This is a genomic window from Acidobacteriota bacterium (genome assembly GCA_035529075.1).
Lineage (GTDB): Bacteria > Zixibacteria > MSB-5A5 > GN15 > FEB-12 > DATKXK01.
This window is the reverse complement of record DATKXK010000011.1, coordinates 40,164-66,246: the sequence shown is the minus strand read 5'-3', so window position 1 is coordinate 66,246 and position 26,083 is coordinate 40,164. Positions and strand designations below refer to the sequence as shown.

The 26,083-nt window shown below is 60.3% G+C and carries 23 protein-coding genes and 1 tRNA gene; 9 read left to right on the top strand and 15 right to left on the bottom strand.

What is annotated here, in order from left to right:
- Positions 1-27: 27 nt before the first annotated feature.
- The 8 genes from VMY05_05820 to VMY05_05785 form a co-directional block, all read right to left on the bottom strand.
- Positions 28-1,302, bottom strand: a complete 1,275-nt coding sequence (locus VMY05_05820; GenBank protein HUV30586.1) for an adenylosuccinate synthase — start codon at positions 1,300-1,302, stop codon at positions 28-30.
- 13 nt (positions 1,303-1,315) lie between these two features.
- On the bottom strand, positions 1,316-1,963 hold the full coding sequence (gene yihA, locus VMY05_05815; protein HUV30585.1) for a ribosome biogenesis GTP-binding protein YihA/YsxC: 648 nt from the start codon (positions 1,961-1,963) through the stop codon (positions 1,316-1,318).
- Positions 1,960-4,362 (bottom strand): endopeptidase La, encoded by a 2,403-nt coding sequence (gene lon, locus VMY05_05810; protein HUV30584.1) that lies wholly within the window; start codon positions 4,360-4,362, stop codon positions 1,960-1,962. The genes yihA and lon overlap by 4 nt, the downstream gene beginning before the upstream one ends.
- A gap of 157 nt (positions 4,363-4,519) precedes the next feature.
- Entirely contained in the window at positions 4,520-5,443 is a 924-nt protein-coding gene (locus VMY05_05805; protein ID HUV30583.1) for a serine/threonine-protein kinase, read from the bottom strand.
- 170 nt (positions 5,444-5,613) lie between these two features.
- Positions 5,614-7,800 (bottom strand): UvrD-helicase domain-containing protein, encoded by a 2,187-nt coding sequence (locus VMY05_05800; GenBank protein ID HUV30582.1) that lies wholly within the window; start codon positions 7,798-7,800, stop codon positions 5,614-5,616.
- Positions 7,801-7,959: 159 nt separating this feature from the next.
- Positions 7,960-8,754, bottom strand: coding sequence for a PhzF family phenazine biosynthesis protein (locus VMY05_05795; protein HUV30581.1), 795 nt, complete (start codon positions 8,752-8,754; stop codon positions 7,960-7,962).
- A 98-nt stretch (positions 8,755-8,852) separates the two neighbouring features.
- Positions 8,853-11,237 (bottom strand): DUF5916 domain-containing protein, encoded by a 2,385-nt coding sequence (locus tag VMY05_05790; GenBank protein ID HUV30580.1) that lies wholly within the window; start codon positions 11,235-11,237, stop codon positions 8,853-8,855.
- A 210-nt stretch (positions 11,238-11,447) separates the two neighbouring features.
- Positions 11,448-11,786: an STAS domain-containing protein gene (locus tag VMY05_05785; protein HUV30579.1), complete on the bottom strand. Its 339-nt coding sequence runs from the start codon at positions 11,784-11,786 to the stop codon at positions 11,448-11,450.
- A gap of 355 nt (positions 11,787-12,141) precedes the next feature.
- Between VMY05_05785 and VMY05_05780 the strand changes: the two genes are divergently transcribed.
- Positions 12,142-12,624: a GNAT family N-acetyltransferase gene (locus VMY05_05780; protein HUV30578.1), complete on the top strand. Its 483-nt coding sequence runs from the start codon at positions 12,142-12,144 to the stop codon at positions 12,622-12,624.
- A 14-nt stretch (positions 12,625-12,638) separates the two neighbouring features.
- Here VMY05_05780 and clpX read toward each other — a convergent pair whose 3' ends face one another.
- From clpX to VMY05_05745, 7 genes are all read right to left on the bottom strand, one after another.
- Positions 12,639-13,919: an ATP-dependent Clp protease ATP-binding subunit ClpX gene (clpX, locus tag VMY05_05775; protein ID HUV30577.1), complete on the bottom strand. Its 1,281-nt coding sequence runs from the start codon at positions 13,917-13,919 to the stop codon at positions 12,639-12,641.
- Positions 13,920-13,978: 59 nt separating this feature from the next.
- Positions 13,979-14,596, bottom strand: coding sequence for an ATP-dependent Clp endopeptidase proteolytic subunit ClpP (gene clpP / locus VMY05_05770; protein HUV30576.1), 618 nt, complete (start codon positions 14,594-14,596; stop codon positions 13,979-13,981).
- Positions 14,597-14,647: 51 nt separating this feature from the next.
- Positions 14,648-15,907, bottom strand: a complete 1,260-nt coding sequence (tig, locus tag VMY05_05765) for a trigger factor (protein HUV30575.1) — start codon at positions 15,905-15,907, stop codon at positions 14,648-14,650.
- A gap of 136 nt (positions 15,908-16,043) precedes the next feature.
- Positions 16,044-16,125 (bottom strand) — tRNA-Leu (locus tag VMY05_05760).
- Positions 16,126-16,242: 117 nt separating this feature from the next.
- Positions 16,243-17,346: an ACR3 family arsenite efflux transporter gene (gene arsB, locus VMY05_05755; protein HUV30574.1), complete on the bottom strand. Its 1,104-nt coding sequence runs from the start codon at positions 17,344-17,346 to the stop codon at positions 16,243-16,245.
- A gap of 79 nt (positions 17,347-17,425) precedes the next feature.
- On the bottom strand, positions 17,426-17,881 hold the full coding sequence (locus VMY05_05750; protein HUV30573.1) for an arsenate reductase ArsC: 456 nt from the start codon (positions 17,879-17,881) through the stop codon (positions 17,426-17,428).
- Positions 17,857-18,228, bottom strand: a complete 372-nt coding sequence (locus tag VMY05_05745) for a metalloregulator ArsR/SmtB family transcription factor (GenBank protein ID HUV30572.1) — start codon at positions 18,226-18,228, stop codon at positions 17,857-17,859. Before VMY05_05745 ends, VMY05_05750 begins: the two co-directional genes overlap by 25 nt.
- A gap of 233 nt (positions 18,229-18,461) precedes the next feature.
- On the opposite strand from VMY05_05745, the gene VMY05_05740 reads away from it, so the two are divergent.
- From VMY05_05740 to VMY05_05705, 8 genes are all read left to right on the top strand, one after another.
- Positions 18,462-19,199: an MBL fold metallo-hydrolase gene (locus tag VMY05_05740; GenBank protein HUV30571.1), complete on the top strand. Its 738-nt coding sequence runs from the start codon at positions 18,462-18,464 to the stop codon at positions 19,197-19,199.
- 37 nt (positions 19,200-19,236) lie between these two features.
- Positions 19,237-19,710, top strand: coding sequence for an NUDIX domain-containing protein (locus VMY05_05735; protein HUV30570.1), 474 nt, complete (start codon positions 19,237-19,239; stop codon positions 19,708-19,710).
- Between the two features lie 10 nt (positions 19,711-19,720).
- Positions 19,721-20,470 (top strand): DUF169 domain-containing protein, encoded by a 750-nt coding sequence (locus VMY05_05730; protein HUV30569.1) that lies wholly within the window; start codon positions 19,721-19,723, stop codon positions 20,468-20,470.
- Positions 20,471-20,607: 137 nt separating this feature from the next.
- Positions 20,608-22,437: a hypothetical protein gene (locus VMY05_05725; GenBank protein ID HUV30568.1), complete on the top strand. Its 1,830-nt coding sequence runs from the start codon at positions 20,608-20,610 to the stop codon at positions 22,435-22,437.
- A gap of 332 nt (positions 22,438-22,769) precedes the next feature.
- Positions 22,770-23,237, top strand: a complete 468-nt coding sequence (locus tag VMY05_05720) for a YbaK/EbsC family protein (protein HUV30567.1) — start codon at positions 22,770-22,772, stop codon at positions 23,235-23,237.
- 130 nt (positions 23,238-23,367) lie between these two features.
- On the top strand, positions 23,368-23,631 hold the full coding sequence (locus VMY05_05715; protein HUV30566.1) for a bacteriophage holin: 264 nt from the start codon (positions 23,368-23,370) through the stop codon (positions 23,629-23,631).
- Between the two features lie 257 nt (positions 23,632-23,888).
- Entirely contained in the window at positions 23,889-25,232 is a 1,344-nt protein-coding gene (locus VMY05_05710; GenBank protein ID HUV30565.1) for a phosphomannomutase/phosphoglucomutase, read from the top strand.
- Positions 25,229-25,999 (top strand): response regulator, encoded by a 771-nt coding sequence (locus tag VMY05_05705; GenBank protein ID HUV30564.1) that lies wholly within the window; start codon positions 25,229-25,231, stop codon positions 25,997-25,999. Before VMY05_05710 ends, VMY05_05705 begins: the two co-directional genes overlap by 4 nt.
- The last annotated feature ends 84 nt before the right edge of the window (positions 26,000-26,083 follow it).

Sequence of the window (26,083 nt, the reverse complement as noted above, 5' to 3'; positions counted from 1 at the left end):
TTGCCAATGTTGCTCAAACGCGAGGCGTCAGACCATGATCGTTTCGTTCCGTCTGGCGCCCGTCGATACCATGCAAATACCGACCGCGAGATCATCGGCCATGAATTTGAGGTACGTCCTCGCCTTCTCCGGCAAGGAGTCAAATGAGGTCACCCCGCTGGTGTCACGCTGCCACCCGGGCAGCACTTCGTACACGGGCTTGGCGTGGCCGAGCGCCGCGAGATCCAGCGGCACCTGACCCAGGCGCTGTCCGTCCAACTCATACGCGACGCACACCTTGATCTCCGCGAATTCGTCGAGAACGTCCAGCTTGGTCACGGCGATGGAGTCCACGCCGTTGATCCTGACGGCGTGCCGGAGCGTCACCAGGTCCAGCCACCCGCATCGGCGGGGACGGCCGGTTGCCGCGCCGTACTCGGCGCCGCGATCACGCATGCGATCGCCGATGTCACTGACCAGTTCCGTGGGAAACCACCCGGCGCCCACGCGCGTCGTGTACGCCTTGACCACTCCCACCACCTCGTCAATCATGCGCACGCCGATACCAAGGCCGGTAAGAACGCCGCCCACGGTAGTGTTGGACGACGTCACGTACGGGTAGGTGCCGAGGTCGACGTCAAGCATCGTCCCCTGGGCCCCCTCGTACAGAATAGTCTTGCCCTCCCGGTAGGCCTGGTGCAGGCGATAGGATACGTCGACCACCATGGGACGGAACAGGTCAGCCAGGCCCAGCAGGGTTTCATAGGTCCGATCCAGATCGGCGCGTTCGTCGGCCGATCCTTCCAAGTACCGTGACTTTATCTGCCGCTGGAAGTCCAGCCGTTTTTTCAGGCGGTCGGGTGCAAACAGGTCAATCATACGGATGCCGTGCCGGGCCACTTTGTCCACGTAGGCCGGGCCGATACCTCGTTTGGTGGTATCGATCCACGCCGCCCCGCGCTTCTCCTCCTCAACCGCCTCGATAAGCTTGTGATACGGAAGCACCAGATTCGCGGCCGGCGAAATGAACAGGCGGCCGTGGTAGTCGACGCCCTGGCCCACGAGGAAGTCCAGCTCCTCCTTGCACGCCACCGGATCCAGAACCACCCCGTTGCCTATGTAACAGACCTTGTCCGGATGGATGATGCCCGAGGGAATCAGGTGAAGAATATACTTCGTGTCACCAACGATGACCGTGTGTCCGGCGTTGGCCCCACCCTGGAACCGCACGATAATATCAGCGTCGGACGCCAGCAAGTCGGCTATCTTCCCCTTGCCTTCATCTCCCCACTGACAACCAACTATAACTCTATTGTTACCCATCGTTACAGACCTTTCACAGCTTCACGTGACGCCTCACCAGTTCGCGCACGGCATCCGTCAACTCTCTCTTGCCCATTCCTGAGACGACGGAGCAGGCGACCACGTCGGTACCGAGTTCGTTCTCGACACGTCGCAACCTCTCTTCGAGCCTGCTCCGGCTGAGCTTATCGGCCTTGGTCACGACCAGCAGGACCGGAAGTTCACGTTCGGCCAGCCAGGCGGCCAGCTGGTTGTCCTGAGCCGTGATCTCCCTCCGGCAATCAAGCAACAGGATCAGGCCGATAAGGTCCTCGGCGGTGGTGAGGTACTGTTGCATCAGCTTTTGCCACCGCGCCTTCACCGCTCCGGGGACTTTGGCGTACCCATACCCGGGCAGGTCGACGAGGTAGTACTTCTCGTTAACGAGAAAGAAATTCAGCGAGCGGGTCCTGCCCGGAGTCGAGGACACCCTGGCCAGCTTGCGGCTTGAGAGAACCTGGTTAAGCAGCGATGATTTGCCGACGTTGGAACGGCCGGCGATGGCGACCTGGGGGCGCCGGTCGTTCGGCAGTTGCTCCATGGCAAAGAAGGAGCCGATGAATCGGCTGTCAAGTCGCTTGTTGGTGCTAATGGTTCTCTCCTGACCTGCGGCCGGTTGCCCGCAGTCGACGTGACCGGTCATCGGTCGAGCCGGACCGCGGGTTGGGTGCCGTGTTTAATCCGAGAACTCACGTACGGTGACTGGGTCATCGCTACCTTCAAAACGTCTTTGACATTCCGCGCGTAGCGCAGCTGAAGTCCCTTGACAAGCTCTCCCGGCAGCTCAGTAATGTCTTTCCGATTCCTCTCCGGCACAATAATATGGATGATTCCGAGCCGCTTGGCGGCCAGCAATTTTTCGTTCAGCCCGCCAACCGGCAGTATGTCACCGGTTAAGGTGATCTCCCCGGTCATGGCAATGTCGGTGCAGACCGGAATCCCGGTCACCGCGGACAGCAGGGCCGTCATCAGGGTAATGCCTGCCGAGGGCCCGTCCTTCGGCACCGCTCCCTCGGGGATGTGCACATGCAGCTCCAGTTTTTCGTAAAAATCTTCCGGCAGGCCGAAGCTCGCGGCGTGCTTGCGGATATACGACAGAGCCGCCGCCGCCGACTCGCGCATGACGTCGCCCAGCGACCCGGTCAGCGTCAACCTGGCTTTACCGCGCATGGGCACGACCTCAACGGGCAACGCATCGCCGCCGAGTTCGGTCCAGGCCAGGCCGACGGCATAGCCGACGGTAGGCTGAGACTTGATGTTTGTTTCCACGTACTTTCGCGGCCCGAGCGCCCGGTGCACGCGATTCTTGTTTAACACCAGCTGCCGGATCCGTCTGCCTTTGGCCAGATCCACCGCCGTCCGGCGCAGAACGGCAGCGAGCGTACGTTCAAGCTCGCGAACTCCGGCCTCCCGCGTGTAGAAGCGGATAATCTCGAACAGCGCCTCCTCGCGCAACTCCAATCGAAGTTTCTGCAGCCCCAGTTCCCGGACGAGTTTCGGAATCAGGTAGTCGCGCGCGATGGCCGCTTTCTCGAAGTCGAGGTAACCCGGCAGGTGGATGATCTCCATGCGGTCGCGCAGAGGCTGCGGTATCGAAACGTGCGAGTTTGCGGTGGTGATAAACAGGGTGTCCGAAAGATCGTACTCCACCTCGAGGTAGTTATCCGAGAACGTGTTGTTCTGCTCCGGGTCAAGGACCTCCAGCAGCGCCGCCGCCGGATCGCCACGGAAATCCTTGCCGATCTTATCGACCTCATCCAGCAGAAATACCGGTGATGAGGATTTGGCCTTCTTCAGCGATTGAATGATCCGTCCCGGCATTGCCCCGATATAGGTACGGCGATGTCCCCGAATCTCCGCCTCGTCGTGAATCCCGCCGAGCGACATGCGGGCGAATTTTCTGGCCAGGGCGCGTGCGATCGATCGGCCTATGGAGGTCTTGCCCACGCCGGCCGGCCCCACCAGGCAGAGAATCGGACCCTTGACCTTACCGGCCAGCTTGATGACCGCCAGATGTTCCAGGATGCGCTTCTTCGGCTTCTCCAGGCCGTAATGGTCACCGTCAAGTATTGACTGCACCTCCGCGAAATCCGTCCGATCCTCGGTCCGCACGTTCCACGGCAGCACCAGCAGCCAGTCAAGATACGACCGGACGACGCCCGACTCCGCCGAGTACGGGTGCATCCGTGAGAGTTTCCGGATCTCCTCCTCGGCCCGGGTGCGCACGGCGTCGGGGTACTCGCCCTCATCGAGCCGTGCGTACAAATCCTCGATCTCGGCGCCGGGCTCCTCCCCCTGCCCCAGTTCGTCCTTGATCGCCTTCAGTTGCTGCTGGAGGTAGACCTCACGCTGGCCCCGGGACATCGATTCCCGCACCGTGCCGTCGATCTTCAACTCGATCTTGAGTATTTCTATCTCCTCACGAAGCGTCTTGGACAGCAGTTGGAACTGCTCCTTGATCGTCGGCGCCTCGAGAAGGTGCTGCTTGGCTTCGATCTTTTGCAGGATGTGGCCGGATATGGTGTCGGCAAGATGATCGTGCTCTTCTATCGACGCTATCGAAACCAGGACCTCATCGGGAATCCGGCGGTTAAGCCTCACGTATTCGGCAAACTGCTCGGAGATTGCCCGCGACAGGGCCTCCGTTTCGCGATCCTTGGCAGCCTGCTGGCGCGGCTGGATGCGCAGGTGGGCGGAGAAGTGGCCCTCGGAACGGCTCAGGCGTACGATCTCGGCACGAACCAGTCCCTCGACCAGGACGCGAAGGGTGCCGTTGGCCATTTTGAGCACCTGCAGGATGCGCGCCACCACACCGACGCTGTACAGGTCGGCGGCTTTCGGGCTGTCGACGGTCGAGGATCGCTGGGCGACGAGGAAGACCTGTTTGTGCAGGACCATAGCCTCCTGGAGCGCCTTGACCGTGAAATCCCGACCGACCAGCAAAGGGTAGATCATGTGCGGAAACATCACCACGTCCCGAAGCGGAATGACGGGCAGACGCGGTCTGATCTCTATCTCTTCAGAGTTGTGTTGAAGTTTCATAGTCGAATAACCTGCAACTTGTGTTGTGCTGCGGAAAACTCCGCCAAACCCTGAAAGATACCGCAATCCGCCCGCCGGACCAAGTACTTTCCCCCACTGCCCCGTTCACCATATGCGGCCGTTTGCCTCAATGGCAGGTCTGCGACTTAATGGCCGATTATCGCCATACCGTTGTCACGACCACCCAGAAGACCAACAACAGCACAATCAACAGAGCGATAAGCAGGTATTGACGGCCGGTACCCGAGCGAGGCTCCGGAGGCACAGGCACACGGTCCTCGGACAGGTACGCCGTCATGGCCTGCAGGGTCGCACGCAACTCGTCGCTGCCGGAAAATCGATCAGCCGGGTCCCGCGACAGGAGCTTACCGAGCAGGAGCCGGGCTTCGTCAGGGAGAGCCTTGACCTCCGCACAGGCAAGGTCGGGTGCCCGGTGCAGGATACTGTCCATGATCGAACCGGCGTCGTCTCCCGAGAACGGCGGCCTGCCGGTAAGCATTTCGTAGATGACGACGCCGAGCGCGTACAGGTCGGCCCTGTGATCGACCGGCTTTCCGGCGATCTGCTCCGGCGCCAGATAGACCAGGTCGGCGGGATCGGCACAGGCAGGATCGGTATCGGGAGGAGCAAACGGCAGACCGAAATCGAGCAGTCGCACCGGACCCCGACGAGTCACGAAGAGGTTCGAAGAGGTGACGTTCAGGTGCAGCACGTTCCGTCTGTGAGCGTGTTGCAGTCCGGAAGCGGCCTGCTGGCCGAGCGCCAGGGCACGCTCGTAGGGGACGGGCCCGGACGCCAGCAGTTGGCTGGCCGATTGTCCTTCAACGTATTCGCGGATGATGTACTGCTGTCCGTCAATGTCCTCCAGCGAGTAGAAAGACGCGATATGAGGATCATCGAGGTACAGCAGTGTATCCATGTCGTCGAGGAACCTCTCGCGGTGCTGTCCGGTCAACAGGGGCGGGGTGAGGCACTTTATGGCCACGACACGATCCAGCCCGGTATCGAGGGCCACGTACACGTCGCCGTGTTTTCCCCTGCCGAGCTTTCTGGAAATAGTGTAATGAAGCAGCTTGTCCACAGCTACCTGATTCCTGTGGAACGGTATCCAACCATGACAAAGCACTGCCGCCAGTAGGGATGCAACTTAAAAAGGAAGTCGGTAGACGCGGCCGCCGTGCGGCTCTATCACTCCGGGAGGTGATAGGTTTCAGGCCCGCGCGGGAGCCGGGCAGAGGGCTCTGAAGTGCGTCAGCCGATCACTCTGAGCCGGGCATACTTGGCCATGATTTTCTTCATGCCCACGCCGGGGAACATGATTTCCAGGCGGAGCGATTCGCCGAACCCCTCGGCCCTGGCGATTTTGCCCCTGCCAAAGGTGGGGTGCGACACTATGCAGCCCACGCGGAACATCTCCTGGCCCTCGTACTCGTAGTGAGTGCCGCTGATATCGCCGGATAAATCGGCCGGAAGCGTGCGGCCGGCGGCCCGGCCCGGGGCGGGACGATGCAGATGCGACCCGGTCCGCTGGTCGCATTTCACAACCAGCTCACCGGGAATCTCGCGGACGAAACGTGACGGGATGGATTCAACCTCGCCGAACTGAAACCGAACTGCCGCCAGCGACAGGTACACCCGTTTGCGCGCCCGTGTCATGCCAACGTAGAACAGCCGGCGTTCTTCTTCAAGCTGGGCCGGTTCGACAATAGCCCGCTGCAGCGGAAAACGGCCTTCCTCCAAACCGACCATGAAGACCGTATCGTACTCAAGTCCCTTGGCCGAGTGAATCGTCATCAGCACCACCTTGTCATCGATCTCGCGGTACGCGTCGATATCCGTAAACAGCGATATCTCCTGCAGGTACTCGGACAGCCTTGGCTCGGCCCGGGTCTGTGCGTACTCGACGATACCCTCGATAAAGGCCTCGACGTTCTCCACCCGCGTCTGTCCCGAAACAGGGTCTTCGGTCATCAGGTCGGGAATAATCATGAGTTCTTCCACGAGGTCCTGCGTCACCAGGTCCACCGGCTCATCGCGGTAGCGTAGTCGGTACTTCTCGATGATCTGCACGAACGGTTCTATTCGCTTGACCTTTCCCGTCAGTTCGGGGCAGTTTTCTGCTTCGACGGCCACCTGGTGCAGGGAGACGCCCTTGTCCCGGGCTATGGCGGCGATCTGCCCGAGCGTCTTGGCACCGATACCGCGCCTGGGGTAGTTGATGATGCGCTCGAAGGCGACGTCGTCGGCAGGGTTGCACGTCAACCTGAGATAGGCCAGCAGATCCTTGATCTCTTTTCGCGCGTAGAATGCCACGCCGCCGAAAACCTGGTAGGGGATGCCTCGACGCCTGAGTTGTTCTTCGAGTGGCCGGGACTGGGCGTTCGTACGGTACAGGATGGCCGTTTCCTTCAGCGCACCGTTGGAGGCAACGATCCGGTCAACTACCCATGCCGCCTCCTCCTCGGCGTTGTCCACCATCACCAGGTCCAGCTCGGCCCCTTCCTCGAGCGTGGAGTACAGGGTCTTGCCCTTGCGCATCTCGTTGTTGGCGATCACGGCCGAGGCTGCTTTGAGAATGGTACCGGTGGAACGGTAGTTCTGCTCGAGCTTTACTACCCTGGCGCCGGGAAAGTCCTTTTCGAAATCAAGGATGTTGCGAATATCGGCCCCCCGCCATCCGTAGATCGACTGGTCCTCGTCCCCGACGACGCAGAGGTTCTGGTGGTGGTCCAGAAGCTCCTTGAGAAGGAGATACTGCACGTGGTTGGTGTCCTGGTACTCGTCGACCATCAGGTACCGAAAACGTTGCCGGTACTTCCGGCCCACCTGCGGGTCGTTCCTGAGAAGCCAGACGGCGTTAAAGAGGAGGTCATCGAAGTCCATGGCATTGCACTCGCGCGCACGTTTCTGATACAGCGAGTAGATTTGGGCGCTACGGGTTTCAAAGTAACCGGATGCCGTCGCGGCGTAAGCTTCAGAACTGATCATCCGGTCTTTCAGACCCGAGATCGTGCGCAACTGGCCTCGATGGGGAAATTGGGTTTCGGAAAAGCCGAGTTTTTTCAGGCAGTTCTTGATCAGGGTTTTCGAATCGTCAGCATCGAATATCGTAAAATCCGAGCTGTAGCCGAGAACCTGCGCCTCACGGCGAAGAACCCGGGCGCAGAAGGAGTGGAACGTCGATACCTGCGATCCGGGCAGTTCGCCGCCCATCAGCCGGGCGACCCGCTCTCTCATCTCACCTGCCGCCTTGTTGGTAAAAGTCACCGCGAGGATCTGGTGCGGCTCCGCCAGCCGTTCGGTCAGCAGGTAGGCGAGACGTCGGGTGAGCACGCGGGTCTTGCCGGATCCGGCGCCGGCGATAACGAGCACCGGACCTTCGGTAGTCGTCACGGCCTCGCGCTGGGCGTCGTTGAGGTCACTTAGCAGGCGATTCATGGCGTGCTAAGGAATATAGATGACCTCTCGGATTCCGCAATCAGATTTCCGCCAGATGTGGCCGCACCACCCGCCGATGCCGGCAGCGCGGCGGGTTGGAGCGACCCGGCAAGAAGAGCCGGAAGCAGTACGGCCGTCACTCAAGTCAACGGCCGGTGCTCAGGGCGAAACAAGCTCGCCGCGCAGCACCGTGACCGCCTGCCCGCCCAGGCGAACCCGCTCGCCGTCGACCGTAACTCGCAGCACGCCGCCCCGTTCCGAGGCCTGGCAGGCGGCCATGCTCTGCTTGCCCAGGCGCAGGCTCCAGTATGGCCCCAGGGCACAGTGTGTCGAGCCGGTCGCCGGATCTTCGGGAACGCCAACCGAGGGAGCGAAACAGCGGGAAACAAAGTCGTACTTCTGATCCGCTGAGGCGGCGGTCACTATAACAGCGCGCGACGGCACTTGCGCCAGCAGACCGAAATCCGGCTTGAGCGCACGGAGGGTCTGCTCCGAGTCGATCTCCACGAGGTAGTCAAACTTGCTTTTGCCCACGAACTTCGGGACGACGTCGAGTGCAGAACTCAACTCGGCGGGGGCGGCCGCCTCCTGCACCGGGGTGGCGGGAAAATCCATCTCTATCCAATCGCCGTCCCGGCGGGCAACGAGTTCACCGCTCTTGGTGATGAATCGGGCCGCCTCATCGAGGGCCAGGTGCCCGTCCTGCCACAGAACGTGAGCGCTGGCGAGCGTGGCGTGGCCGCACAACTCCACCTCGGCCCGGGGTGTAAACCATCGCAACTGGTACCGGTCGCCGTCCGGGTAGAAAAAAGCGGTATTCGAGAGATTCATCTCCCGCGCCACTGCCTGCATCCAACCTTCTTCGGCCGGTCCCGACATCAGGCAGACGGCCGCAGGATTACCCGCAAAGGGACGGTCGGTAAAAGAATCTACCTGTATGATCTGCTGTCCCATCGTATTTCTCCTCCACCTTATCGTGTACCGAGACTGCGGCGCATGCGGGACCGCGCCGGTGTCGTGCGACGGTCCGAAGTCCGTCGCTCATCCGTTCTTCAAATTCTGAACAGGTATTGAAGCTTGGCGAAGAACTGCCGGGACGACGTCTCCCACTGCGAATCGGATACCGACGTATACTTGTCCGGGTCAAAGTGCTGAAGGCGGTTGTTGACGCCAACGTAAAAGATCGTAAAGGGGTTCAGCCGCCAGGTCAGCAGCGGTTCGAGGTCAAACCTCTCGTCAAAATCATCATACTGTGCGACCAGCCGGAGATTCCATTTTCGAGTGAAATGATAGGTAAGCCGCGTGCGAAGGATATACCCGGAGTAGATCTTCCTGCCGACACCGGGATGCGCCTGCAGGAAGCGGTCAAGATGCTCCATCCTGGAGAAGCTGAGATTCTGGTTGATCAGGAGCCGCTGGGTGGGTTTTACGGTTACGAAGGCATTGACGTCGTTGATCCAACCCAGTTCCGGACTCCTGCGGTCGCGACAGATCGATCGTCCGACCGTGTAGTTCAGGCCACTGATGATCAGTTCGCCGGGGCGGCTGTCAACTGCCAGGAACAGCCTGCTGATCCCCGGAAACACGCTGCCGGCGAACCGCTCTTGACTGTTGAGGTAGCTGACAGACAACTGTGTCCGATTCCTCAACTCGCATCCCATCTCCACCGTGATCCATTCGTCTCTGTTGCCCTCAACAAATGAAAACGGATCCAGATTGATGGGGCCGCCGTGATCCCAGATCCGAGCGACGTCAAGCTCCGACCACCAGGAAATCAGCCATTCCCTGTTTGGCCGGAAGCCGACCCCAACGCCACACATGGCCCGGCGTAAATCATTTCGGGTGGTGAAGCCGTTATCAGTCCGGAAGGTGGGACTGAATTCCGCATAATGCAGGTCGACATCCCAGTGGCGGGCGGAGCGCTCGAAGCCCGCATAGACGGCATGGCCGTCGTAGACCTCACCGTCCAGGGCAACGGTATGCCGTCCCCGGTCGAAAGATTCCTGGGCACGGCCGTCCGCCCAGGTGGTGTCGATCAGGTCGGGAGCCTGCGGCTCCACGGTGTGGCTGCCCAGGACCTGAAACTCCAGACGGTAATTGGTCAGGAAGCGCCAGGCTGCATCCATTCCGTACGTGGACCCGGAACCGGAGCCGCCGCCCACTCCACCCCGCGAAAACGTGCTGAGGCGGCGGTCGGTGGCCATGGCACCGATGTAGGAATTCTGGCCAAACGTCTGTCGAATACGAAAGATGTTGACGGTGGAGAATCCCGCCTGAGCCAGGATACTCTGCTCTGCGAACGGCAACAGCAGCGGTGAATTCTCGTCCCGAGCCACCAGGTAGGCCAGCGATGTCCGGCCATACTGACCCGTGAACTTACCGGCGACAATGGGGTCATTGACCGAACGTGAATAGATCGCATCGATAAACGTGCTGAACAGGTCACTTCCCTCCTGGAAGAAGGGTCGACGTTCTGGGAACCACAGGCCGAATGGATTGTTGACGTCTATCTGTCCGGCATCCGATTCGACCTGGCTGAAATCCGGGTTGACGGCTATCTCCACCGACGAGTTCGACGAGATGCCGTAGCGGGCGTTCAGTGCCAGCTCGGCGTCCGGATCGGCGTTGTCAAAAACTGAGGCGGGATCGTCCGAATCGGCCAGCGCACCCGATTGATAACCGATCACGTTGGGCAGGATCTCTATGTTGCTGGACGGTTCGATGCCCTCGATGCCGGTCAAGTACCCCCACTGGCAGATAAAACAGGGGTCGTTGCGGTCCTGTGCCGCCCAGCAGTACCGGTAGCGGTTTTCCCGCTGCCGATCTCTCCAGAAATTGGCCCGCCAGGTCTGAACCGGCCTGTTGGGAAACCGTAGCGAGGCAAACGGTATCGCCAGTTCTACCTGGTAACCGCTGTCGGTCACCTTGCCATACGAGTTGAACACCACGTCCAACGAGATGTCCTCATTCCCGCTGGCCAGCATGCGCAGGTCCCCCTGGAGGCCGAGCGGGTTAACGAAAAACTCATATGCCCAGGCCTGATCGCCGTACGTGTCCAGCATTATCCCGAAGTAGTCATCACTGAAGATGGCGTCTCGCTCCCGCATAGAGGCCCTGATTTCCGAGGGATCGTCCCAAGCTATCAGGGCCACGTACAGATTGGACTGGTCGTAGGTGATAAGCGCTTCGGACCTGACGCCCGGTTTGATCTGGTCGCCGGGATTGGTCTCCACAAAACCCGTCGCCCTGGCGGCCTGGCGCCAGATCATCTCGTCCAGTTCGCCGTCAACTCTGATCTCGCCGTCGCCGCGCGGCACACGGATCGTGGGATGATACACAGCGGTGAAGGTTTCGTCAGCCAGAACGGGGCCAGTCATGGCCGAGATCTGCACGAGCGTCAGCGTGACTGTAAGCAGCAGGACAGCACGGTACCACATGGAAGACTCCCCGTCACATGATAAGCGTATTCACCGGGTAGATTGTTATTTACGCCATATGACTGCCGGAAGTTGCATTTCGTTCAATGCCTTACGCGCTGCCGCGCAATCTTGCACGAAAGGCAGATTCTGACATTCCGGGAGGATCCCAAAAAGGAAAGGCCCCTGACCGGGGCCTGCTCCAGACTGATAGCGCACTTACGCCAGGTCCTAAGCTGCGAACGACTTGATTGCCTCTTCGCGGCTGTCGTAGTGCTCAAAAACCGTAATCAACCGTGTGATAGTCAGAATAGACTCGATCTTGGTGATATTGGCCAGCACGAGACGGCCGCCGGCGTTTTTGACGGTCGTCAGGGCGGAAATCAGCATCCCCAGCCCGACCGAGTTCATCCATTCGACCTTGGCCAGATCGAGCACGATATGGCTCTTCTTTATCTGGATGTACTCGTGAATCTTGCCGTGGAACATGGTCGTCTCCTCGCCCCCCATGATCTTGCCCGATATCTCAATAATGACAATATCACCCTGTAATTTGTCGCCGAATTTCATGTGTCTTCACCTTCTGTATTTGCGGTTTGCTGTTCTCTCTTTGCCGGTGCTGCGACCCGCCAGGGCCGAGACAAAGTCCTGGCGCCCGAGCCGGCCGTTCGGAAGAAACCGCCGCAAGATAGCCCCTGCGAAGTCAAAATCAAGGAGTTTCTGCCCCGTGCGCCCGACGGGCGGGTCTGGACACTGAGACCCGCCCATGTTTGTGATTGCCCGCCGCCGGTCCCGGCTCTACCATACGCACATGTGCAGTCCGGCTGACATCGCACGGCTCACCGTACGCGAACTCACCGAAACGGACTGGCCGCTCGTTAAAAGCCTGTTCGGTACGAAAGGCGCATGCGGAGGCTGCTGGTGCATGTTCTGGCGACTGACTGATGCCCGCAAGCGGTGGAGCAGGGTCAAGGGAGCACCCAATCAACAGGCCTTCAGGAAACTCGTGAAATCCGGGAAGGCACACGGAATCCTCGCACTTGACGACCGGGAACCGGTGGGATGGTGTTCGTTCGGACCCAAGGCCCATTTCCCGGGCCTGGAGACGACCAGGTCATACCGGACGGAAAGCGCCGCCGGCCTGTGGGCGATCAACTGCTTTTACCTGGTCAAAGAATACCGTCGCATCGGGTTGGGCCAACTCCTGGCAGGCGAAGCGGTCAAAGCCATCCGCAGGCGCGGAGGAAAGATCGTCGAAGCGTATCCTGTGACTCTGACGAGAAACGGCAAACGATTGCCGCCGGCATTCTCTTTTACCGGGCCCGAGGTGATCTTCACCCGCCTGGGGTTCAAAGAGGTGCAGCGCCTGGCACCGAGCCGACCGGTCTACCGGCTCGACCTGGGCTGAACGTCGCCGCCGCCTCAACCGGCCTTCTTCTTCTGGGCGTGGGTGATAAGGCGTGCCGGGCTGCCCTCGGTGATCGTCTCACCGGTGACCACGACCTCGGCAACTTCAGGATTTGAGGGGATTTCATACATCACGTTGAGCATGGCGCGTTCGAAAATGGAGCGGAGCGCCCGGGCACCGGTCTTGCGCTCCCGGGCCAGTCGGACAGCCGCCTTGAGCGCCTCGGGTTCGAACTGAAGCTCCACTCCTTCCATCTCGAGCAGACGAGCGTACTGTTTGACCAGGGCGTTCTTGGGTTCGGTCAGTATGGACAGCATCGCCTCTTCGTCCAGCGGTCGAAGGGCGGCTGCGACGGGTACGCGCCCGACAAGCTCGGGAATCAGCCCGTATTCGATCAGATCGGCGGGGACGAGATGGTCCAGAATATCCTCGCTGGATTCGCTGACGTATTTCTTGTCGGCCTCGAACCCGACCACCTTGTTCCCCAGCCGGCGGGCCACAATCTTTTCCAATCCGTCAAAGGCGCCGCCGCAGATGAACAGGATGTTGGTCGTATCGATCTGCACGAACGACTGTTCCGGGTGCTTCCTGCCTCCCTTGGGGGGGATATTGGCAACCGTCCCTTCGAGGATTTTCAGCAGCCCCTGTTGCACGCCCTCGCCGGAAACGTCACGGGTGATCGACGGATTTCCGTCCTTGCGGGCGATCTTGTCCAGTTCGTCAATGTAGATGATTCCGCGTTCGGTTCTGGCGGCGTTGAAATTAGCCGCATGGAACAAACGCACCAGGATATTCTCCACGTCTTCGCCGACATACCCGGCTTCGGTCAGCACCGTGGCGTCGGCGATCGTAAACGGCACCTTCAGGCACTTCGCCAGCGTTCGCGCGATCAAGGTCTTGCCGGTACCGGTGGGACCAAGCAGCAGGATGTTGGATTTTTCAAGTTCGACGTCTTCGTCCTGCGGCTCAAGCTTACCTTTTGCCCGGAGGGCCTGCAGGTGGTTTATGCGCTTGTAGTGGTTGTACACGGCCACGGATACCGTAACCTTGGCCGTTTCCTGGCCGATGACGTACTGATCCAGGGAGTTCTTGACATCGGCCGGCCGGGGAAGATCCGCTATCTGCTCGGCAGGCTGCTCGTCCGGGACGCTCTCCAGCAGGTCAAAGCAGAGAGTCACGCACTCGCTGCAAATGTGCGCATCGCGCCCTGCAAAGAGCCGTTTCACCTGCCCGTATTCTTTGCCGCAGAACGAACAGCGTTGCGGCAGGCGTGGTTCAAACTCGTCGTTCGGCATGTTAGTTGGTTCCCCGCAGCGGCGGCGCCGTCACGTGCCGGACCGACCGGCGGGGCGTCTTATTTCTTTATCTCGCGCTTGAACTCGTAGACCTTGTCGATCAGGCCGTATTCCCGGGCTTCTTCCGGGGACATAAAGTAATTCCGATCGGTGTCTTTTTCGATCCTTTCGAGGGGCTGGCCGGTATGCATGACCAGCAACTCGTTGAGCCGCTTCTTGGCCTTGGCGAACTCTTCCGTCATGATCACGATATCGGACACCTGCCCCTGGGTCCCGCCCATGGGCTGGTGAATCATGATCCGGCCGTTCGGCAGCGCCGCGCGTTTGCCTTCGGTCCCGGCGGCCAGCAGAAATGCGCCCATCGACGCGGCCAGGCCCACGCAGGTGGTGGCAATGTCCGGCTTGATGAACTGCATGGTGTCGTACAGGGCCATGCCGGCCGTAACCGAACCGCCCGGAGAATTGATATACACGAAAACGTCCTTCTCCGGGTCCTCCGCTTCCAGAAACAGCATCTGGGCAATGACCACATTCGCAACCTGATCATCGATCGGTGTCCCGATGAAGATTATCCTGTCTTTGAGCAGGCGAGAGAAAATGTCGTAGGCGCGCTCACCACGACCGGTCTGCTCAACCACCATCGGAATCAGGTAACTGTCGTGTAACTTGTCCTTCATAAGCACCTTCACCCTGCGCCCAAGGGCCGCAAGGGTTCGAACCTCCATATTCTATTTTCTCGCGGGTTCCCTTGTCGCCTTCCCGACCAGAAAGGCCATGACCTTGTCTTCCAGCAACGACTCGCGGAGACCGGCCGCCTTGCCGGACTGCTGGAGGGCCTGGCGGGCCTGCTGCGGGGTCATCTTATTGGCTGCGGCGAACCCGTTTATCCAGTTTTCGGAATCCTCGGGTGAAACTTCAATGCTTTCATGCTCCGAGAGCGCATGCCACAGAATATCCCAGCGGACGGAATTGATCCCGGCCTGTCGATACTGTTGACGTATCTCTTCCTCGGTTACCTCGGACCGGTGCTGCCTGAGATCCTCCACGACCGCATCCAGGTACGCGTTGACCGTTCCTTCCGGGACGGGGATTTCGTTTTTCTCGCAGATCTGTCGGACCACCACGCGCTTGTCCCGGCGCGTCCGGTTCTCCTCTTTCTGTCTCCTGATATCCTCTCGCATCTTCAGCTTCAATTCCAGCGCGGTTTCCGCAACACCGGTGCGTTTGGCGAACGCATCGTCGAACTCCGGCAGGACGCGCTCCTGGACCGCCCGGACCGTGCAGTTGTACCTGATCTGGGCACCCGCGAACCTGGAGTCGGCGTAACCCTCGTCGTAATGCACCGTAAACTCCTTCGAATCACCAGCACTCATGCCCGGCAGTTCCTCCTTGAACTCCTTGACCGTCAGCGGGCTGCCGAGATCGACCTCGGAGTTGTCAAAGGAATCTCCGACCAGCGCCTCCTTGGAATCGAAAAGCTTGTGCAGGTCGGCCAGGACCACGTCGCCGTCCTCGGCGGGCCGGTCCACCGGCCGAAGGTCCGAGAACTGCCTGCGGTAATTTGCGACCATCGCCTCGACCTCTTCATCGGTCGGCTCCGTGTCGATGGCCTCGAGCGTCAAGCCCTCGCATTCCACCCGCGTCACCTCGGGAAAGACCTCGACCCTGACCGTGTAAGCAAAGCCGCCGCTGTCGTCGAAACTCAGGTCCGTGACGGTCGGACGGGCGGCCACGCGGAGGGTCTTCTCCTGCACCGCCCGGGGGTACGTGTCTCTGATCAGGTTGTCGGCGACGTCGGCCTTGGCCTGGTCATGATACAGCGACTTCACGAGATCAAGCGGTGCCTTCCCCTTGCGAAAACCCTTGAGCGTCACGGTCTGCCTGATTTCATGGAGCTTTTTCTCCAGCGCAGACTGAACGGTCTCCGGCTCGACTTCGATATTGAGTTCCCGCTCGAGTTCCGTCGTTTCTTTCAAATCTACTTTCATGCTACTCACCCTGAACGCCGGCACCGGCTACCACCGGCGGCAGGCAGTTTACCCATCTGTTACGCGGGTGTCTCTGTCAGATTGGACCGCTTGCGTGCCGCCGGCGTTCCATTGCACCCGGGCCGTCTGGCGGAAATGCGAAAGGGGGGATTCGAACCCCCACTCCTGCCGGAACTGGATCCTAAATCCAGCGCGTCTACCATTTCCGCCACTTTCGCCTGCACTAAGTTACTCCAATCCACAAGAAAGAGCAATGCTCTTTCGGGGGCGGGATTACGCGCCCGGCCGCCGGCGACTCCCGGAATCGCGTATCGCACGCCTCCCGCAAGACCCAATCACGGGGCAGCGGGAGGCTTCTCGGGCCTCGCGCTGAGAGCTTCCGTCGAGCCGTAGTAGCGCCGGCGGAAGTACAGCGACACGTTCACCAGCGTGATCAGCACCGGTACCTCGACCAGCGGGCCGATGACCGTCGCAAACGCGGCAGCGGAACTGATGCCGAAAACGGCCACGGCGACGGCGATGGCCAGCTCGAAGTCGTTGCTGGCGGCAGTCAGCGACACGGTGGCGTTCTGCGAGTACCCGGCGTTGATTCGCTTGGTTTTGGCCGTGAAGAAGGTGATCAGGAACATGGCCACGAAATAGAGCACCAGCGGAACGGCGATACGCAGCACGTCCAGCGGCAGCCTGACGATAAGCTCACCCTTTAACGAGAACATCACGACGATCGTAAACAGCAGGGCGACGAGCGTAATCGGGCTGATGCGGCGCACAAACGTCTGCTCGTACCAGTCGCGCCCTTTGGCCCGCATCAACACAAGCCGACTGACCAGGCCGGCGACCAGCGGAATCCCGAGATAGATCAGCACCGTCGTGGCAATCTGGCCGACGCCCACGTCCACGACCACCCCGCTCAATCCGAACAGGGGGGGCAGAAAGGTCAGGAAGATCCAGGCATAGACGCCGTAGAAAAGCACCTGGAATATGGCGTTAAAGGCCACCAGCCCGGCGGCCAGTTCCTTGTCTCCCGCGGCCAGGTCGTTCCACACCAGAACCATGGCAATACATCTGGCCAGCCCTACCATGATAAGTCCGACGGCGTAATCCGGCAGGTCGTACAGGAAAACAACGGCCAGAGCAAACATTACGAGCGGCCCGACAACCCAGTTCTGAACCAGAGATAACAGCAGCACGCGAACGTTTCGGAAGACCGTGCCGATAGCCTCGTACCTGACCTTGGCCAGCGGCGGGTACATCATGAGAATCAGGCCGATGGCGATGGGGATATTGGTCGTGCCCACCTGAAACGTGTCGATGAACTGCTCAATGCCGGTGACGGCATACCCCAGCAGCACGCCCAGGCCCATGGCCAGGAAAATCCACACCGTCAGATATCTGTCAAGCAGCCTCAGCCGCTTTGTAACCATAACGGGTGCTGACATGGCAGGTCCTTCCTCGAGTATATCAATTGGCCGTATCCTCGCTTGCGCGCGGCTGCCGGCACAACTATGAGCGGGTGCGTTATTCCCGCCTGACCGTGCCAGACAATTCCGGCAGCGTCTTCACAAAGTCGCGGATCTCGTCCCGCACGCGACGATATTCCCTGAGAGCATCCTCGTCCGTCTTCGCGTCCCCGGCCAGCGCCGGCGGGTCGTCGAAACCCCGGTGGATTTTGATCGTCCGACCGGGAAAAACCGGGCAGTTTGCGTCGGCGTCGGCGCACACGGTAATCACGTAGTCGAAATCCACGCCTGCCACTTCTGCCAACATCTTGGACTTATGACCGGAGATATCGACTCCCCGTTCCGCCATCACCTTGACGGCCACGGGATCAAGCCCGCGCTTCTCTGTCCCTGCGGACCGTGCCTCGAGAACGTCCGGCAGGAGGTGCCTTGCCCATCCTTCGGCCATCTGGCTGCGGCAGGAGTTCCCGGTACAGAGGAACAGCACTTTCAGCCGCGTCTTTGCTTCTCGCACAGCACCTCCGGGTCAAGCTTGAGTATCTCTTTCAGTCTCCGGTCGTCCCGATGCGCCGGGCGTGTGGTCGCCAGAGAATCCAGAATGGCTGAAAGCTGATCCCCCGGCAGGCCTCCACCCGGTGCCGGCGCTGTGCGGTAGTGCACCCACCGGCCCATTTTCCGGGCCTCGATCAGCCCGGCCTCCCTGAGAATAGCCAGGTGTTTCGAGACAGTGGACGGCGCCAGGCCCAGGAGTTCCACAATCTGGCAGACACACAGTTCGTGCCGCCTCAACACGAGGACGGCACGAAGCCTGCTTTCGTCACCGAGGGCCCTGAACAGGTTAACAGCAGGAAAATCGTTCATAATTCAATTCGCCATTTCGCCAATTGACGAAATATATCCGGACCCGCATTCGGCTGTCAAGAAGAGAATCCGGAGAGATACCGACCCCCGACCTGTCATCGCGGCTTGAGCACTTTCAATACCGAGACGACCGCCGATTCAGGGAACTTGAAAGACGGATGGACTTATAGTACCTTGGTCACGTCGGCAACGTACAGGCACGGCCGAAGACACGGCCCCAACGAGACAGGTTGATGCAGAATCGAGAAACTGACTTCCGGACATGGCGCGGCACGAGTCTGAACGTCAGGGTCTTATTCTCGGCGGCCGGAGTAGCCCAGCATATCTGGCTGAGCAACCGCACCGGTGCCCTGCTCGTTGATACCGGCGACGGAGCGCTCAGAGATATCCTGTCCGGCGGTCTGGACCTTGAGAGCCTCCGTGGCATTCTTTTCACCCACGGCCATTTCGATCACATGGGCGGGTTGCACTCGCTGCTCGGGTTCCTGCGGATGGTCGGCAGGACGGACGCGGTGCCGATTTACGCCCCGGCCGGTTGCGTGGAGGTGCCCCGCGCCGTTGACCTGTTCAGGCGGTGCTATCATGGTACGGTTCCGTTCTCCATCAATTACCGGGAGTTGCAGCCCGGCTCATGCCTGCAAATCGTCGGGATGTCTATCGTTGCCTACCCCGTGGTTCACTGCGGAAGCATTGAGGGATCTGACGCGCTCGAGCCGGTACCGGCCCTGGGGTACCGCATTACCTGTGAAGGAGACACGGTCGCGATAACCGGTGATACGGGCAATTGCCCCGGACTGAAAGAGTTGGTGCGGGGGGCCGATTTCGCCATCCTGGAGGCGACCTACGAGAAGAGTACGGACGTGGACCGCGAGTCACTGGAGAAGGTGCACCTCTCCGAGGACGTGGCGCGTGAGATCGGCCGGCTGGCGCGAGAATTCATCCTTGTTCACAAGGCACCCCGCCCGGGCTGAGGGAACGAACGATCCCGGATTACGTCACGGAAGGGCTATGGCAGAGATCGAGATCATAGGCAGGGCAGCAATAATCAGCCGGGGCCATATCCTGCTGGCTCGTGAGATTACGGATGAGCACACGCATCTCCCGGGCGGCCACGTGGAACACGGCGAGAGCGTCCGGGCCGCTATCGCGCGGGAACTGCGGGAAGAGTTCGACGGCCGGGCCGAGATCGGCGCGTTTGTCGGTGTCATTGAGCACACCTGGCATGAGGGCGGCCGGATGCACCATGAGTTGAACCAGTTGTTCACCGCGCGCCTTCTGAATATCACGTATCCGGAGGTGCCGTCATCCCGCGAGGCCGATCTCGAATTCTCATGGCAACCCGTCGACAGACTCAAAGAGGCAAAGCTGCGACCGCCGCCGCTGGTATCCCTGATTCCCGAGATTTGCAGGCAGCCGACGAAAGGTCTATGGATAAGCACCCTGGAGACAGACGTGGCCGACAGGCCGGCCGAGGAGGAGTGAAGTGGACACGATGACGTTCAAGCAAGAGTTCATTCGGCAATGGGAACGATACTTCCCCGGCGCGGAACTGCCGGTCGTCTTCTACTACACCGATGAGAAAGGACACGGTGAAGCTGCATCGAAACCAACCGGGCATCGGTGCATCATCTGCGATCTCGCGAAGGTTCGGAACGGAAAGACGGTCTGCTTCGAACTGGACAGCATCGGCTGCGGAGGAGGCCAGAGATACCTGGGCTTCACCCAGGAGCTTCGTCCGCAGTTCGAGTACTTCCTGTCATGCGGGATACCGGGTCAACTGGAAGGCGAGCGGTACAAGAAATCACCGGAACTGGTGAACGAGCTGCTGAAGCACCAGTCGACGTTTGACGCGCCGGGCCGGTACATAGTGTTCAAGAGATGGGACCTGCTGGAAGAACGGGACGACCCGGTGGCCGCCGTGTTCTTTGCCACCCCGGATGTACTTTCCGGCCTGTTCACGCTGGCGAATTTCGACATCCCCCACCCCCACGGCGTGATTGCACCCATGTGCGCCGGGTGTGCATCGATCGTGTATTCCCCATATCAGGAGGGGCTTTCGCAGGAACCACGGGCGGTGCTTGGCATGTTTGATGTCTCGGCCCGACCCTGTGTGCCGTCGCGAGTGCTCACGTTCGCAGTCCCCTGGGCCAGGCTGGTATCGATGGTCCGTAACATGGACGAGAGTTTCCTTATCACCGGGTCGTGGGAGGAGGTCAGGGCGAGAATCGACTCACAAAAGTGATGGGCGGATTGATTCGCCCGCTCGTCAGGTGTATAGTACGACCAGGGCCTGGCGCCAGCCCCGCCCGGGCGCCTCAGTTCAGGTGCCTGGACGTGCGGTGTGCGGCTCAAACGAATCTCGCACCAACGGAGGTAATCATGCCGGCCAAACACCTCGTTCGCGGCTATCACACACTGATACTGATTCCGCTCTGGGCACTGTTGTTGTTCCTCGGTGCCTGCGGGGATGACGTTACGAAACCTTCCGAACCGATACCGCCCGAGGCGACGTGGCAGCGTGTCAGCGGCCCGCCGACACTTCAGTTCTTCAGCGACGTTTGGGGAAGGTCACCGGACGACATGTATATCACCAGCCTCGGCGGAGGGATTTTCCACTACGACGGTTCCGTCCTGACGCGGGTGTTGCGCGAGGCAGATAACCACTTTTCGGCCATCTACAAGAGCCCGGATGATCGGGCGTTCGCGGTGGGCGGACGAGGGCTGGTTGCCCGCGGACTGCTCCAGGATAACGGTTCCTCGTGGCACATAGACTCCAGCGTGACGTCCTATGACCTGCAGTCTGTCCACGGCACTTCGTCCTCCCATGTCTTCGCCGTGGGCGACGGGGGGCGCGTCGTTCATTTCGACGGAATCGTATGGGATCTGATATCAACCAGTATCATCGAGGATTTCACCGGCGTGTGGGTCGCCCCGTCGGGCAGCGCATTCCTTTCCTCGAGAGAAGGAAGCATATACGAGTACGACGGTGCCCAGTGGATGCAGGTTTTCGACACCGCCGACTATTTCGGCGGCATCTGGGGAACGTCCGACAGCAATATGTTCGCGTTCGGCTCAGTCGGCTCCGTTCGTCACTACGACGGCAGCCAGTGGATTCTCGAGCGCCCGCCCACGAGCGGCCGAATCACCGACATGTGGTGCCTTGCGGATACGGCCGTCTTTGCCGTCACAACCGCCGGCCAGGTCCTGAGGCACGACGGCGAGTCCTGGAGTCAAATGACCGCTTACGAAGGAACGGCGCTGTTCGGCGTGTGGGCCCGCGACGAGAGTAACGTCAGTGCCGTCGGCTCGCAGGCGACCATACTGCGCTACGACGGAAGTTCCTGGACGAGGAACGAATACTACTCAGTGGTATCGGAGGACCTTCGGGCCGTCTGGGCAAGCACCGACGATGACGTCTTTGCGGTCGGGAATCTCGGCACCATCGTTAACTATGATGGAGACCAGTGGTCGGTCATGAACAGCGGCACGGCGGCCACGCTTTACGGCGTGTTCGGTCTTTCACCCGATGACGTATACGCGGTCGGCAGCGACGGCTTACACGGCAAGGTCCTGCACTACGACGGCACCGGATGGAACGAGGTTACGGTATCGGGTACGTTGTCGCTAAGAGACATATGGGGGACTTCCGATTCCAACCTCTGGGCCGTGGGCAGGGAGAACTTCTCCAGCGGAATAATCGTCCATTATGACGGCACCCAGTGGAGCGTTGCTTACAGCAAGGCATCCGGACCCATCGGCCCGATCGTGTCCAGCATCTGGGGAAGCTCCGGGGACGACATCTATGCCACGGGCGAGCGTACACGACTTCACTACCAGAGCGGCACATGGTCTGAAATCAGTCTGCTGGAACTCCCCCCTTCCACACCTGAGACGATAACCGACATATGGGGATCGTCATCGAGTGACGTCTGGGCAGTCAGCTGGGCCGGTACCATCCTGCACTATGACGGCGAGAGCTGGAGCCGGATGCCGGCCGTTACGACCGAGGATCTTCTGACCGTCAGCGGCCGCTCGGCCGACGACGTCTTTGCGGCCGGAACCGACGGTGTCATCGTACGTTACGACGGCCGCGACTGGACTCCGATGGCGACCGGCACGGATTTTCGGCTTACCGGAATCCGGGGCACGGCGGGCGGCCATGTCTACTGCGTGGGCGAGCGGGGCATCATTCTGCGCCTCGCACCGTGAGTGCCCCGGTGCCACATCGGGCGGCAGGCCGGTATCAGTGGCCTCAGGCAAAAAATCGCTTGATCGACGAGCACGAATACGTCTATTCTATACACTAACGGGCCGGCGAGCCGACCGCATCCAGTAACACGGCTCGTGGTCTTTGCCGATCGTAATATCTTCCTGGCCCGCAGTCATTCATTACTATTGTGAACGAACGTCTCACGTTGCGTGGGACACCGTCTCTTCCATCGTTGGCCGGACTTCTCGGGCGCCGCCCGAGAGCGCACGTCAGGTAAAGAGGACGCACGTTCGTAACAGGAAGAAAACTACAACCCAAGGAGGATATCGCGATGCCCGTGAAGAAGCTCAAGCAGTTTCTGGAAAAGAACAACATCAGCTACGTGACGATGAGCCACTCGCCGGCTTACACGGCTCAGACGATCGCCGCAACGGCCCACGTCCCCGGTAAGGATCTGGCCAAGACGGTGATGATCAAGCTGGACGGCAAGATGGCCATGGCCGTACTGCCCGCCTCCTACAAGGTGGATTTCGACCTGCTGAAAGAGGCGGCAATGGCTCAGAAGGTGGAGCTGGCCAGCGAACAGGAGTTCAAGGACATGTTCCCGGAGTGCGAACTGGGCGCCATGCCACCGTTTGGAAATCTCTACGGTATGGAGGTTTACGTGGCCGAAAGCCTGGCTGAAGAGGACGAGATCGCTTTCAATGCCGGATCGCACACGGAACTGATCAAGCTGAAATACCGCGACTTCGAAACCCTGGTCGGACCCATCGTCATGCGCTTCTCTTCGCGCCGATAGGCCACTGCACCGGCACCGGCGGTCCAAGCAGGCCGACCGCGCTTCTGATAAAGCTATGAAAAAGCGCGGCGGCATATGATGATTGAAACGGTCGGCAACTGCCAACACCAGGAGAACACCGGAGGTCACGATGAAACTCAACGTCAAGGCACTGGCTCTCACATCGAGCCTGCTCTGGGGGCTTGCCGTATTCGGCTGCACCTGGTGGATGATACTCTTCGACGGCGCCAGTGCAGAGACCACCATAATAGGCAGGATCTATCGCGGATACAGCATCACCCCCCTTGGCAGCCTGGTCGGACTGATCTGGGGGCTGGTCGACGGCCTGATATGCGGCGCGATATTCGGATGGGTCTACAACCTGTTCGTCGGCCGGCGGACCTCCACCGAATAACCAGCCCGACATCGCGGGTCTTCTTTTCCGCCTTATGCCGTCAGCATCTATGGTGGCGAGTCCGTGGATCCCGCTGAGCCCAGCCTTTTGACCAGATTGACCGCACATCCTGTTGTCACCAAACATCTTAACGTTTTCGAACAACGGCCTCCCAAAGTTCTTGTTGATTTGGAACCGGGCTTGCCATAGGGTGTATCAGGTGGACCAGTCAGTCCGGGCGAGAATGTCGCCGGGCTGTGATGGGAAGGGGACCACGGATGGCCATCGATCCTTCTATATTCAAAGCGTACGACATCAGGGGAACCTATCCTGACCAGCTTCACGGTGACACGTCCTTTATGATCGGAGCCGCCCTGGCCCGGTTTCTCAAGCCGAAAGCAATCGCCGTGGGGCGGGACATGCGGAGCAGTTCCGATGAGTTGTTCGACGCTCTGGCCCGCGGAATCAACGCCAACGGCGTGGACGTGATCGACCTGGGGCTGATCTCAACCGACGGGCTCTACTTCGCGGTCGGCAAGTACGGTTTCGATGGCGGCGTAATGATCACGGCCAGCCACAACCCCCGACAGTATAACGGCTTTAAAATGTGCCGCCAGAACGCGGAGCCGCTTTCAGGCCAGGAGGGTCTGAAGCAGATCCTCGAGATGATCCAGAACGATGCCTACCTGGAGCAGGCGCCCTCCAAAGGAATGATTGTCCGCAGGGACATTTCCAGCGATTACGCCCGGCACTGCCTTTCCTTCATCGACCCGGCGACGGTCAAGCCGTTCAGCATCGTCATCGATGCCGGCAACGGTATGGCCGGCTACACCCTCCCGCCCGTCCTGAAAGAACTGCCGGTGAAGGTGATGCCCCTGTACTTCGAGCTGGACGGCACCTTCCCCAATCACCCGGCCTCCCCCATCGAGTTGGAAAACCTGGTCGATCTCCAGAAGGAGATTGCGCAGAAGGGGGCGGATTTCGGGGTGGCGTTCGACGGCGATGCCGACCGGATGTTTCTGCTGGACAGGTTCGGCAAACAACTCGGGGGAGACATGGTGACGGCGCTGGTGGCCAAATCGCTGCTGGCCAGGCACCCCGGTGAGACCATCCTGTACAATCTTATTTGCTCCCGGGCGGTGCCGGAACTGGTGGCAAGGTCGGGCGGCAGGGCCATCCGTACGCGGGTAGGCCACGCCCTGATCAAACCGCTCATGAAACGGCACAACGCCATCTTCGGTGGCGAACACTCGGGGCATTTCTACTTTCGCGACAACTGGTTTGCCGATTCCGGAATGATCGCCCTGCTGGTGTGCCTGGAACTGATATCAAGGGAGAATCGCCCGCTGCACGAGATGGTCAGGGATATCGACCCCTACTTCCGCTCGGGCGAGCAGAACAGCCGGGTCAAATCAATCCCGGAGAAGATCGAGGCCATCAGGAGAGCCTACGATGACGGAGAACAAGACACGCTGGACGGCCTGACCGTCCAGTACGAGCACTGGTGGTTCAACGTCCGGCCCTCCAACACGGAGCCGCTCCTGAGACTCAACGTCGAGGCCGATACCCAGCCGCTGCTCAACGAGAAAACGGCACAACTACTCAAACTTATCAGGTCATGAACCCGAGAGAACGCAAACCGAAGATCCTGGTGGTTGATGACGACGCTGATCTGCTGGAACTGCTGGTAGACACGCTGGACACCATAGGCTATGAGGCGGTGGGGGCTTCCGGCGGCGTGGAGGCGCTGGCGAAGCTCAGGGAGTCCAGTTACAGCCTGATGATCACCGACATCAGGATGCCGGACGTGGACGGCCTGCAGCTTCTGAAGAAAGTACGGCGCCATTACGCCAGGATGCCGGTGCTTTTCATAACGGGCGTGGCGACGCGCGACATCATCGGCCAGGCGTCGCCGGACGGTTTCCTGGCCAAACCCTTTCGCATCTCCCAGATAGAGCAACTGATTGAAAACGCGCTGGCCCGCAAGGTGGACAGCTTCGCGTCGCGGATGCCGAGGGTTCTTATCGTCGATGAAGACGAGGAGTTCCGGAACACGCTCGCCGACGCCCTGAGCTACAGTCAGTGCCTTCCCTTTCACGTCCCGCACGCCAAGGCGGCCATGCGCGAACTGGAGAACGGCACCATCGACGCGGTAATCACGGACTACCGGCTGTCGGACATGGACGGCGTGACGCTGATCAATTCCATCAAGCAGCGCTACCCGGACATGCTGGCGGTGCTGACGGGGAGTTCGATTTCGCCGGAGAGTATCAAAGGGAGCGCCGGCAGCGCCGCGGTGGATGATGTTCTGTCCAAGCCGTTCAGGGCCAGTGAGTTCCTTGATCTGCTCGGTCGCCACGGGGTGGGCACCGGAACGGGGGCCAACTGAGATTGCGACCGGGTCGGTACGGCGCTGCTGACCGCAGTTAGCCGACGGACCGTTCTGAGGCAACCACAAACCTGCATGGCAAGG